This window comes from Arcticibacter sp., from assembly GCF_053551015.1.
In genome coordinates, this window is record NZ_JBMQOB010000015.1 from 232889 (window position 1) to 246181 (window position 13293).

The 13293-nt window shown below is 48.4% G+C and carries 8 protein-coding genes and 1 pseudogene; 3 read left to right on the forward strand and 6 right to left on the reverse strand.

The genetic code is table 11. The features are described 5' to 3' along the window. Positions 1–5: 5 nt before the first annotated feature. Positions 6–1463: an aldehyde dehydrogenase family protein gene (locus ACO1NU_RS09385; protein WP_448818216.1), complete on the reverse strand. Its 1458-nt coding sequence runs from the start codon at positions 1461–1463 to the stop codon at positions 6–8. A gap of 260 nt (positions 1464–1723) precedes the next feature. Between ACO1NU_RS09385 and ACO1NU_RS09390 the strand changes: the two genes are divergently transcribed. Further along, a complete protein-coding gene (locus ACO1NU_RS09390; RefSeq protein ID WP_448818217.1) occupies positions 1724–3760 on the forward strand; it encodes a M13 family metallopeptidase in 2037 nt (678 codons plus the stop codon). Between the two features lie 79 nt (positions 3761–3839). Further along, on the forward strand, positions 3840–5306 hold the full coding sequence (locus tag ACO1NU_RS09395) for an aminoacyl-histidine dipeptidase (RefSeq protein ID WP_448818218.1): 1467 nt from the start codon (positions 3840–3842) through the stop codon (positions 5304–5306). Between the two features lie 85 nt (positions 5307–5391). On the opposite strand, the gene ACO1NU_RS09400 is transcribed toward ACO1NU_RS09395, so the two are convergent. The 5 genes and pseudogenes from ACO1NU_RS09400 to ACO1NU_RS09420 form a co-directional block, all read right to left on the reverse strand. Beyond that, entirely contained in the window at positions 5392–6036 is a 645-nt protein-coding gene (locus ACO1NU_RS09400; RefSeq protein WP_448818219.1) for a DUF1801 domain-containing protein, read from the reverse strand. A 79-nt stretch (positions 6037–6115) separates the two neighbouring features. After that, positions 6116–8164, reverse strand: coding sequence for a DUF2264 domain-containing protein (locus ACO1NU_RS09405; protein WP_448818220.1), 2049 nt, complete (start codon positions 8162–8164; stop codon positions 6116–6118). After that, entirely contained in the window at positions 8164–11292 is a 3129-nt protein-coding gene (locus ACO1NU_RS09410; RefSeq protein WP_448818221.1) for a glycoside hydrolase family 2 TIM barrel-domain containing protein, read from the reverse strand. Before ACO1NU_RS09410 ends, ACO1NU_RS09405 begins: the two co-directional genes overlap by 1 nt. A 99-nt stretch (positions 11293–11391) precedes the next feature. Further along, a complete protein-coding gene (locus ACO1NU_RS09415; protein ID WP_448818222.1) occupies positions 11392–12063 on the reverse strand; it encodes a hypothetical protein in 672 nt (223 codons plus the stop codon). Positions 12064–12218: 155 nt separating this feature from the next. Next, positions 12219–12395, reverse strand: a pseudogene (locus ACO1NU_RS09420) (anti-sigma factor); the annotation flags it as partial. 61 nt (positions 12396–12456) lie between these two features. On the opposite strand from ACO1NU_RS09420, the gene ACO1NU_RS09425 reads away from it, so the two are divergent. Next, entirely contained in the window at positions 12457–13278 is an 822-nt protein-coding gene (locus ACO1NU_RS09425; protein ID WP_448818223.1) for a ferritin-like domain-containing protein, read from the forward strand. Positions 13279–13293 lie beyond the last annotated feature (15 nt).

Below are 13293 nucleotides of genomic sequence, written 5' to 3' on the forward strand. Positions count from 1 at the left end.
CCTGATCAGAACGGCATCTTCCGGGGTTCCACCTGTATACTGATCCATTGCACAGTGGTCATTTCATCCACAATAAAATCATCGCCGAACCGGCCCACACCCGAGTCTTTCTCACCCCCAAACGGTGTATTCACCTCGTCATTGACAGACTGGTCATTGATATGGATCATCCCCGTTTCCACGCGCAGTGCCATCTGGATACCACGTTGAATATCCCTGGTGTGTAATGCTCCGCTCAGACCGAAGTCTGTCGCATTCGCCAGGTCAATCGCCTCTTCATCGTCTTTAAACGAGATCAGGCCAACTGCGGGACCGAACACTTCCTCCTGAAAGATAGGCATATCCCGCGTTACGCCCGACAGGACACATGGTACCACCACATTTCCGTCAGCCTTTCCGCCCACTTCCAGCCGGGCACCTGCCTGAACGGTGCGCTCGATCAGGTCCACAACCCGCTTCACTGCTTTCTTATCGATTAGCGGACCCACCACGGTATGCGGATCAGCAGGATCTCCATAGGGAATATTCTTCACCCTGGTGATAAACTTTTCTTTAAACTCTTCATAACGGCTCTCATGAACCAGGATACGGTTAACCGACATACAGATCTGTCCCTGATGCATGAAGCGCCCGAATATGGCGGAGTCCACGGCGCGGTCTATATCTGCATCATCCAGCACGATGAACACATTGTTACCGCCAAGCTCCAATGCCAGCTTCTTCAGTCCCTCACCTCCGATCCGCCCGATTCCCTTGCCCACAGGCGTAGAACCCGTAAAAGAAATAAGACGCGACTCCGGATGACCGGTGAAGTAGTCGCCGATCACAGCCGATTTCCCTACCACCACATGCATGGCGCCGGCCGGGAGTCCCGCTTCTTCAAATAGTTTAGCGATGATGGTGCCTCCCGTTACCGGCGACTGTGAGGCAGGCTTCACCACAATGGTATTGCCGCATGCCAGGGCAGGAGCAATGGTCCGCATGGAAAGATATAAAGGAAAGTTCCAGGGACTGATCATGGCTACCACCCCCAGGGCCTTACGATATACATAGGTTTGCTTGCCATCGGTAATAGAAGGAATCACCATACCATGCATTCTGGTGGGGTAGCCGGATGCTTCCAGCAACATGTCGTACGATTGCTTCACCTCCACTTCCGCCTTGATTCGGGTACTCCCCACTTCTTTAATGAGCCAGTCTACAAACTCCTCTTTCCGCTCCATCAGAAGAGTAGCCGCCTTCAGCATCAGGTCGCGCCTGACGAGGGGATTGGTTCTGCTCCAGGTCTTCGACACCTCTTTTGCATTTTTAAACGCGCGATCAACCTCCTCTTTACCGGCCGCTTTAAAAGAGTTCAACTCCGAATCATCAAATGGATTCAGGTTGTCGACATGATCCTCTTCTCCGCCTTCCACCCAGCGGCCCTCTATAAACTGCTTGTTCAAATCATTGTAAATCGCCATAACTTATTTTTACAAAAGCTACAAGACTGACTCTAAATTGTTTAAGTATAAAACATAAAAGTGTGGTGTCTGCCGGGTACCAGGGCAGGTGCACAAGCGATGGTCAGTTGATCGTCATTTAGTACTCAGCCGCATTTGGAGGTACCACGCAGCTCCTTTTTCTTGATGAGCAGCCGCTACATGTTCACTGCATTTTCTATTCCATCTAAAATCGGTAGTTTTGCACCTCACACAGATAAAGATTTGCGTTATAATCATTCATGAAAAGTAAATATCTCCAACTCATCCTGCCTGGTCTGGTTGCTTTACAGCTTCAGGCGCAGGCACAGCAGCCCTCACAAGCGAAATTTATCGATCCTGCCAATATGGATCTTTCGGTAAAACCTGGTGACGATTTTTATCAGTACGCCAGCGGAACCTGGATCAAGAACAACCCTGTACCGGCTAAAGAAACCCGATGGGGTAGCTTCAACGTATTGCGTGACTTTAACATCAATGCGGTAAAGAATATCATTGAGCAGGCTGCGGCTAACAAAAAAGCACCTGCAGGATCTGCGGAAAAACGTGTAGGCGACTTCTATACCGCTGCCATGGACAGCCTGACGATCGAAAAGCTAGGCTATACCCCTATCAAGAAAGACCTGGCGCGTGTTAACGCAATCAAAGACCTGAACGGTGCCCTGAATGAGGCAGCCGTGCTTCGCACCAGCGGACTCGCTTCACCGTTTTTCAGTTTCTATGTGGGCCAGGACCGCAAGAATGTGAACAAAATGGTCCCTCAGCTTTCACAAGGCGGAACCTCATTGCCTGACCGCGACTACTATCTGAAGTCGGATGCCAGAAGCCTGAAAATTCAGGAGGCATACAAAAAATACGTAACGAGGCTGTTTGTACTCACCGGCTCTTCAGAAGCTGAAGCGAAGAAGAATGCAGACCTTGTTTTCAACTTCGAGAAGACGCTTGCTGCGAGTCAGCTTAGCCGTGTGGAGCTTCGCGACCCGCACAAAACCTACAATAAATTCGCAGTAGCTGAGTTCAGCAAGAGCACGCCTGTTTTTAACTGGCCATCTTTGCTGAGCAAAATGAAGGTGAACGGACAGGATACCATCCTGGTAGGAGTTCCATCCTTCTTTACGGCGCTAAATACTACACTAAAAAGCACTCCGGTAAATGACCTGAAGGTATATCTGAAGTGGAACGTGCTTAAAAATTCAGCATCGTATCTGAGTTCACCTTTTGTTGCCGCTCAATTTGAGTACAACCAGGTATTATCCGGTCAGCGTGTGCAGACACCAAGATGGCAGCGGATGTCGTCTCTGACAGACAACTCCATCGGCGATCTGCTGGGTCAGCTTTATGTGAAGACCTATTTCAAGCCTGAGGCGAAAGCCAGGATGCAGGTTCTGGTTGAAAACCTGAGAAAAGCATTTGAGATCCGTATCAAGAACCTCGACTGGATGAGCGATGTAACCAAGGAGAAAGCCCTGGCCAAGCTGAACGCGTTCAGACCGAAGATCGGCTATCCTGATAATTGGAAAAATTATGACGGACTGACTATTACGCCGGCTACCTTCTTCCAGAATATGCGTAATGCAGACACCTGGGCGTATAATGACATGGTGAACCAATTGGGTAAACCTGTTGATCGTAGCCGTTGGGGCATGACTGCACCTACAGTGAACGCTTACTACAGTCCGGTGATGAATGAGATCGTGTTCCCTGCGGGTATCCTGCAGTTCCCATTCTTTGATCCGAATGCTGATGACGCCGTTAATTACGGTGGAATCGGTGCGGTGATCGGTCATGAGATGTCACACGGTTTTGATGATTCAGGAAGCCAGTATGATAAGGACGGAAGTCTGCGCAACTGGTGGACTGCAGATGATCTGGCCAGGTTCAAAGAGAAAACTAAGGCTTTGGGTGAGCAGTTCGACAAGTACACCGTACTGGATACCCTGAACGTGAACGGTAAATTCACGATGGGCGAGAACATTGGTGACCTGGGAGGCTTGAACGCTGCTTACGAGGCATTCAAGATGACTAAACAGGGTCAGTCTGAAGAGAAGATCGACGGGTTCACTCCTGATCAGCGTTTCTTCCTGTCATGGGCACAGGTTTGGAGAGGCAATATCCTTCCGGAAACGGCTGCTCAGTTTATCCTGACCGATCCGCACTCACCTGGAGAATACCGTACTATCGGTGCTCCGGTTAATATGGACGCCTGGTATAAAGCATTCAATGTACAGCCTGGCGACAAGCTGTACAAGAAACCAGAAGAGCGTATCCGCCTCTGGTAAACAGAAAAGGCTGCCAAAATAAAGGCAGCCTTTCTGCTTTTAAAGAATTTGTTAATCGTATTAGAGAATTAGTAGTAATATGGACAATAAAATAGATCAGCTCGAACCACGCGAGCTGTGGACTAATTTTGCGGCACTCAACGCGGTTCCGCGCGCTTCAAAAAAAGAAGAGCAGGTGATGGCCTTTATGATGGACTTTGCTGCTCAGAATGGCCTGGATGCACAGCAGGATGAGACAGGAAACATTATTGTAAGGAAACCTGCGACGACCGGTATGGAGAACGCTAAAACAATCGTTCTGCAGTCGCACCTGGATATGGTCCACCAAAAGAATAATGATACGGATTTTGACTTTGGTACTCAGGGCATCAAAATGCTGATAGAGGGCGACTGGGTAAAGGCACAGGGAACGACGCTGGGTGCCGACAATGGCATCGGTGTGGCGGCAATTATGGGCATCCTCGCCTCTTCAGAAATTAAACATCCGGCCATTGAGGCTCTTTTTACCATAGATGAAGAAACCGGTATGACCGGCGCTATGGGCCTAAAAGGCGGAGTGCTCAAGGGCGATATCCTGTTGAATCTCGATACCGAGCAGGACAATGAGATCGACATCGGCTGTGCGGGTGGCGTAGACGTAACAGCGACCAAAACCTACACAGAAGAGCCGGTTGCAGATGGTGCCGTGGCTTATACCCTTACCGTAAAAGGACTGCAGGGCGGCCATTCGGGAATGGATATCCATAAAGGCCTTGGCAATGCCAATAAGATCATGAACAGGATCCTGAATAGCGGCCAGCAAAATGCAGGGCTGCGCCTGGCTGCTTTGCAGGGAGGCAGCTTGAGGAATGCCGTTCCGCGTGAGAGCGTTGCTCAGGTTGTGCTTTCAGGTACAGATGAAGCATCCATTCTGGAGCGTATGCAACGGACTGCGGATGAGATCAAGTTTGAGTATCGCACGATGGAGCCAGGCCTGGAGATCCGTTTTGAAAAAGCGGAAACCACACCAGCTCAGGTGATGCCGGCTGCAGAACAGAAAGCATTCGTTCAGGCTATTTATGCAGCACACAACGGTGTGTACAGGATGAGTGCTGAGCTGGAAGATCTGGTGGAAACCTCTAATAATATCGCACGTGTTTCGGTGGAGAAGGGGAAAATTTCGATTAAATGCCTTACCCGGTCTTCGGTAGAGTCGTCTAAGTTTGACCTGGCTAATGCACTACGGGCCGCCTTCGAACTGATGGGTTGTGATGTTGAGCTTTCGGGGTCTTACCCTGGCTGGACTCCAAACCCTAATTCTGAAATCCTGAAACTGCTAAAAGCGGTGTATCAAAAACAGAATAATGCGCAGGCCGAGGTTGTTGCCTGTCACGCTGGACTGGAGTGCGGCATCCTCGGAAAGAACTATCCTCAAATGGATATGATCTCCTTTGGACCGACGATCCTCGGAGCCCATTCTCCTGCAGAGCGCGTTTCCATAAGTTCAGTACAGAAGTTCTGGAAGTTCCTCCTGGAGGTACTCGGAAATATACCTGCAAAGGTTTAATGAAGAATTGGAAGCCATTTCTCTTTCCCGTCCGTAAGTCTGAGCGGGAAAGAGGAATAGTTCTTTAGTCGGATGAGATTGCTCGTTATCTGTCTCGAAAACTGAGACCCTGCTGAGCAAGCGCCTCCCTGAGAATAGGCAGGGATGATTTACCCATGCCATGCAATTGCAGAATTTCCTTTTCGGTGTGCCGGGCTACCGATTCTTCAGTGACTAATCCCCTATTTTCCAATGCTCTCCGGGCGGGGGCTGCTAAACGTGACAAAAAGCTTTCAGAAGGCTCCCTATTCTTCTCACAAACCGGGCATACGGGACATTCGCTGCTTTTATGATATTGATGCCCGTTTTTACACCGCCGTATTTCCTTTTTCAAACGAGCCTTTTCGCTGTTCTCAATTACCCGGAAGCGGACAATCTTCCTAATTAGCTCCAAAGGCAATGGCTGATCTATCGGAAACTGTACCGAGCCTTTACCTCTCTTATATCCTGATAGTTCCTTCTCAAAGGCAGTTTGTCCCGATGGGGTAGCATAAAAACCCACGTGATTTTCGTAAGCAGCAAAATGGACGAGATTTCCATCCAGAACATAGGTGGGTATCGCGTATTTGATCGCTTCCTGCGCTTCAGGCGCCTCTTCTTTTATAGCAGACCTCAGGTCTTCCAGTATTTTGCGGGTACTTTCCGGGAAGCTGTTGATGTAAGCATCTATATCTGCAAAACCTGCCTTCATTCTCTTATAAATTAAGCTGATACAGTCGGCATAAATACCATGTACAGACCATCCCCACTAAGCTCAGCCGAGCCGCATCCTAATCGAAAGACACGACTTTCGGTTGACCCTTGCTCATGGTAATGTTCACCTGATTAGTCGCAGCGGAATACCTGAGCTCCTTAACGGGCACCAGCTCCTCAGTAGACCATTTTTCACCAGACTTCTTCCACAACATGAGCGTAGCATAAACAGCACCCTGCTTGTCGCCGGGCTTAAAAGAGGTGGATACATTGAATACCGCACTCTTCATCGATTCCGGGTGTAATCCCGTAGCATGAACGAGCTCGGGATTTCCCCAGCCTCTCAAAGCGACCATAGCGAGTTGATAGACACCGTTGTCCATGATATGTATCTCGTATACCTTCACTTTCATGGTCCTGCTTTTCACATCCCCTTTCAAAACTGGAAGGGCATAATGACCTAACCGCACATCTGCAGGAACGCTACTTATGTTTCTGTCGATACGAAGAATTCCATTAGGAAGGGTGATATCGGCCAGGTTCATCCGCACCAGGCTGTCCGAAGCAAGCACCACATCACGGTAATAAATGCCCTCTTCGTATTTCCTGAAGCGGAACATGCGGAATGCTTCCCACTTCTGCTCCTTGTTTTTGACAACATAGTTCATAGCGACTTCGCCCTTATCCCCATCGGCCTGCCATGGGAAGGCACTGTTGTAGGAAAGCCTGTTGTAGTTTTCGGTACCTTGATAGTAGCCCTGATCTTTACTGTAGCACCAGGCGCGGATTTCAGCTGCACCAATATTTGGGTAATCTGTGATCAGTATTTCAGATCCTTCTGCAAATTTATTGTAGACATTCCCCTTTTTCAATTCGTTTTCCCAGGCACCCTCATTTTCTTTCGCTGTCCAGAATGCACTGTCCTCCGGAACGAAGAGTCCAAGGAACAACTTCCCCATCCAGAAGACACTTCCACGGCAGCTGTATTGCTGCACCGCCGGTTCAAATGCACCATAGAAGCCCAGCGTAGGAATGCCGTCCTCGAGCAGCTCAGGATTTTTCAGAAACTGTAGGAGTGTACCGGAGGCAATACGTCTCATCCAGCCATAATTGGTTTGTGAGTCGCCAGTCAGGCCCATCAGCGGGAAGGGCACTGCGGCTCCTATACGGTAGGCTATGCTCCTGCCCCACATGATCATGTTGCCGTTACGTGCAAACATATAGGGGTAATTGTCTTGCAGATCCCTGAAGTTCTGGAGAAAGCGTGCCGCGTATTCGGGATAATGCTTTTTGCCAAAATACTCTGACCACAACATGCCATACATCTGGAACGCCCACATGCTGTAATAATCGTAGTAAGGCCTATCGTTATACCAACCGTCGCCTTTATAGTCATTCAGGGACTTTTCAAGCAGGTTTTTGAGCGATGCATCATTTACTTCATAGCCACGGCTTTTGAAAAAGCTCATAATAAAGATATTGAAGAAACGCCAGTTCATATCGATAGTAGGCCCGTTGCCATAACTGAGCATGGTAGAGGCCAGTGAATCTTTGACGGTTTTAGGCAGGGGGTCCCAGAATACTTCGGGTGCGCTAAACAGGGACACAGACAATCCCCCGAACTCGACGAGCGTCTGGCTGGGGCCACCGTTTTTCGACCGCTTAGGCACATAGATAGCAATGGTTGAATCCAGCAACAAGGCAAGCTGCCGGCGGTAATACCCGGCAACATCAACACCGTGGAGGCGCAGCGAGGAATCTTCTTTCAGCAAAGGGGCCGCCATGAACATGGTCCGGCAGAGTCCCTCGAGGTTCTCTGTGCGGTTTGGCTTGCCGTCGCGCGGATAGCTTTTACCTGGCTGCTTAGGGAAGTGCATCGGGTTCTCCCCGGTTTTCACATAGTCAAAGGCGCCGCTTAGCAGGTAGAGCGCCGCTTCTTTCCAGTGTTTTCGGCTGAGGCCGGTATGTGGGCTCAACTGCATGTCAGGATTGTTCACACGGAAGACCTGCTTGTCGCCAACCTTTTCTTTTAACCCGGCAATACTATCGGCACTGACAACAAACGCACTGAGGTCCGTTGTGGACAACAGTGCGCTAATGAGAAGGAGAGCATAATGCAACTTCATTAATCCAGCAATCTGATGATGTAACTGTATGAATATTGTTTATCAAGAAGACGGTATGGGCGATGAGGAAGTGCTCCCCAGCTGTTATCACCCCCAACACCACGTTGTTTAAAATCAACGTTCAGGAATACGTTCTGGCGTGACTTCACATCTGTGGGATGCTGCTGCTTCTTGGTAAGTCCCGGATCGAAATCCTCGGTACGGTTGTTCAGTGCACTGAAGCAGATCGGCTGTACGCCCTCAATACGGATTCCTTTACCTGCAGCGTCGGTTAGATTCAGCCAGCGAACGTCGGTCTTGTATCCGCTCTCCTGAGGGCGGATGTAAGTCCAGGTGGTCTGGTTCTTAACCTGATCCTGATAGCGTCCGACGAACGATGATGTCTTTCTGTCGCTGTAGTTCTCCCATGGACCTCTTCCGTAGTAGCTCAGCTCAGTAAGCGAAGAAGGTAGTTCCATGGTCATTCCAAAGCGTGGAAGTTCGGGCAGATCTCTGCCGGTCATATCCATTGATGCGGTAACCTGGATGGCTCCGTCATTCCGGAAAATATAATCTACAATATAAGGCACTTTGATGCCGGTGAGTTCATATTCCACCTTTACGGGCACGCCGGAAGCAGTCTCCTTACCTACTGTAACGTTTTTGACCACTTTATCAACATGGGCGGTTCTCCAAATACCCAGCTGGGTCTGCATTCCGTTTCCGAAATCGTTATCCGTAGGTGCTCTCCAGAAGTTTGGCTCAGGGAACTGAAGCACGCTACGAGAGTTATTCTGGTTCCCGAAGCGGGTGATGCGTCCGTTTCGCGTATCGAACTCAGTTGTCGTATTTCCGGCAGATATTTTGAGTATGTCTTTATCCGTTGAAACCGTGAATCTGGCGTTGCTGCCATCTGGTCTTTCGAAGTAGTCGCCTGCTGTTTTAAATTGCTCCCTGGCAATTTCATGACCTGCGGGAACAAGCGCATCTGCCTGCTTCGTGTAGGCATATACATTCAGGTAGTATTCACTGCCTGGTAGCGACTTCATGGAAGGCACCTGCAGTCTGACCTCTTTCTGCTGATGAGGTGCGAGACTAACGGTGAAAGGAGCTTCCTTCACTTTTTCGCCATTTCGGTACAGTTCCCATTTGAAGTTAAACTGGTCTAGATTGGTAAAGTCAAACAGGTTCTGCACCGTGATAGTACCTGAACCAAGCTCAGTACCTTTGAAGAGAATATTCTGATACACCTTCTTTACTTCATACAGTCCCGGGTGCGGTATACGGTTGGCTGAAACCAGTCCGTTTGCACAGAAGTTTTCGTCATTCTGCAGGTTATATCCACCGAGGTCACCTCCATAAGCCCAGAAATTGCGTCCATCGGGTGCAGTAGTCTTGATGCCCTGATCCACCCAGTCCCAGATAAAACCACCCTGCATGTGTTTGCTGCTCATGATGATATCCCAGTACTCCTGGAAGTTTCCGTTACTGTTTCCCATAGCATGAGAATACTCGCACATGATATACGGGCGCTCCTTGTTTGCCGCCGCATAGCTCTTCATATACTCGATAGAAGGATACATTGGGCAGACGATATCTGTATTGGAGTCTTCACCTGATTGTTCAAACTGCACCGGACGCGTAACGTCTCGCTCTTTGATCCATTTGTAGGCATCAAAGAACACCTGGCCATTTCCGCATTCATTACCTAAGGACCAGATAATAACGGATGCGTGGTTTTTGTCACGCTCCACCAGTCTCCTTATACGGTCCATGTGCGCCGGAGCCCATTCAGGAAGGTAGGCAGGGTGCCTTGATTTGTCAAGCCCTCGTTGGTAAGATACGCCCATACCATGAGTTTCTATATTGGCCTCATCAACCACATACAGTCCGTACTGATCGCATAGCTTGTACCAGAGCGGATCATTTGGGTAATGACTTGTACGTACAGCGTTGAGATTAAACTGCTTCATCAACTGGATATCACGGACCATGAGCTCACGAGTGGGCACACGACCCAGCACGTCGTCATGCTCATGACGGTTAGCACCCTTAACTAATATAGGCATCCCGTTTACCAGCAACTGAGCGTTCCTGATCTCCACCTTGCGGAAACCTATTTTGGAACCTGTTACACCGAGCAGAAGGCCGTTTTCGTCTTTGGCCGTGATGATGAAATCATACAGTACGGGAGCTTCAGCACTCCATCTCGCGACGTTGCTAATGGTCCCGCTGAAGTTTGCTGTATTCATATCCGACTTGATATCGAGCTTCTGGTCCTGGGTGAATACCGTCTTTCCGCTTTTGTCGACAACAGCGACAGAAACTGTAGCGGCCTTTGTTTGAGCACCGGCAAATTTGCGCAGGTCTATGGAAGCGGTAAGCACGCCACTCTTATACTGATTATCCAGATCGGCTTTCACAAAGTAATCCCAGACACTTACTTTAGGTACAGAATAGAGGAAAACGTCGCGTTCTATTCCACTCAGGCGCCAAAAATCCTGATCTTCCAGGTAGCTGCCATCGTGCCAACGGAACACCTGCACGGCAAGAAGATTTTGTCCTTTCCTGAGGCTTTTGGTGATGTTGAACTCTGCGGGTGACTTGGAGACTTTCGACATGCCGACACGCTGACCGTTCACGTAAACTTCTGCGTAGCCGGAGATGGACCCGAAATGAAGCAGCACTTCCCGCCCGTCCCAGTTCTCAGGAATGGTAAAAGTGCGGCGGTAGGTGCCTACCGGGTTGTTCTCTCCGATAAAAGGCGGGTTGGCAGGGAAAGGATACACCACATTGGTGTAGATCGGAACACCGAATCCTTTTAGTTCCCAATTGGAGGGAACAGGAATATCTGCCCAGGTTTTATCATTTAAGTCTTCGCGATAGAAGTCTGTCAGTCGTTTTGCATACTTGTCGGCATAAACAAACTTCCAGGTACCGTTAAGGGACTTATGCCAGGGTGACTTGCTGTAGACGTCTGCCTTAACATCCTGAGCGTTGTCAAAAAGCATAAAGCTGGCTCTCGGTTTCTCTTTATTGAAGTCGATTAGTTGAGGATTTTCCCAGTCGTTATTCTTTGACTGGCCAACTACCTGGCTAAACATCAAAGATAGTACAACGAGAAGTTGCATTGGTTTGCGTGTCTTCATTAATATCAGGTTTATAATTGAAGGTACAAAAAAGAGGATTAATCCCAAGAAGTATAGGGGGTTAATTAACAGTATCAGGGGGATAAAGCTGTAGATATGCTATTTGCCTGCCAGATCAGGGATTTTTCTGTCTGCCTCAGGCAATTGCATAAACTTCTTGTAACTATCGTTTATATAGAGTAGCAGATCGAAGTTTTTGCTGGTAAAGGTCTCAGGAGAAGGAGTGAAATGCCAGAGAAAGTTCTCCAGGTCCGAGTCCCTCAGTGGTATATAGAGAGACATATTCCCCGGACTGAATATTTCCCTCAGGCGGAGATCAGCCTTCTGCAGGTACTCGTTACGAAGGGTTTTCTTTCTACGTTTTTCATCTTTCTTCCAGTACCATACCCGGAATACTACTCCACCAGCAGAGGGATCGTCATAGTCTTTTTGATAGACCATTGACTGGCCGTGAAATGTCGGTGATTGCCAGGAAGACGGTTCTGTTTTCAGGTGCCGGACTTCCACCTCCTTCAGGAAATTGGATTGAGGGACAAGGAAAATTTTAAGGGGTTCAAGGGAACTGAGTACAAGAGTTTGCGTATGATAACCTAAAAGAGAAAAAGTAATAGAATGTCCCGGCTGTGCAGCCATTGAAAACCGGCCCTGATCATTCGAGTAGATCTGAACGTTTAAGGTATTGTTCCGGATGATCACATTTTTTACAGGCAGCGCTGAGATGGAGTCTATTACAGAACCTGAAAGCCGCTGCTGTGCTAATATGATATTCATTTGCAGAAATAGCCCAGCGGCTAGCAGGATATACTTCATTGTCTTGCTTATTAAACTCAACTAAAGATACTTAAGCAGAAAAGCAAGAAAAGAAAATTTAACAATATTTGACACTCAGGGATCCATAAGCTAACCCCTTATGAAGAAGCAGGAAACTAAATGCCGCCCATCACAACCATCTCACTTAGAGTGGGAACGGGACTCCCTCCTCTCTTCTCCTGAGTCACCGCAAAAGCCTTGGCATTGGTGACCGATTTCATAGGGAGAAGGCCGTCTCCGGATGGAGAATAATCAAAGACACCAAGGTCGACAGCTTTATCGTCCACTATTGCCCATAGCTGGTTATCACTACCGAGTTAAACATTCAAAATCTACCAGGCTAAATCTACAGTTATGAACATTCTGAATATTATTGATGAAATAGAGAAGGTTGATACCGATGTATATGATCGGATCAATCCTCGAAGAGGCGCAATGAAGAGCTTTATGAACCTCGGTTCAAAGCTTGCCTTATCTGCCTTGCCACTAGCACTAGGTTCGATGTTTAACAAAGCGTACGGACAAAATACTAGTACAGTGGTTGGGGTGCTCCAGTTCGCTCTAACCCTGGAATATCTGGAGGCAGAGTTCTACGACAAAGGACTTAAGCAAAATACGACTCTTATACCTGCCGGACCTGGCAGAAACGTGGTTACTACTATAGCTCAGCACGAGGCCGCTCATGTAAAGTTTTTACAGGATACGATCAAGTCCTTAAGTGCAACACCCGTAACAAAGCCAACTTTCGATTTCACAGCTAAGGGCACATTTGCTGATGTATTTACTAATTACGATACGTTCCTGGCCGTTGCACAAGCCTTTGAAGATACAGGAGTAAGAGCATATAAAGGGCAGGCAGGAAACCTTAAAGAAAACGCAGCGGTCTTAACCGCTGCGTTAAATATTCACTCGGTAGAAGCAAGACATGCTTCACACATTCGTCAGATGAGAAAAGCAAGAGGCGCCAATGTTAAACCCTGGATCACTCTCAATCAGACGGGCATCGGCAGTGCGGTAGACAATGTGTATGCAGGAGAAGAAAACACCCAACAAGCAAAAGTACAGATCGTTAACATCAACGGATCTTCAGTGTCGGCATCAGCCGCCTCTGAGTCTTTCGATGAGCCACTAACGCAAGAACAGGTACTCGCGATTGTTGGGCCTTTTCTCATGTAGCTTAGGCTACCTTGA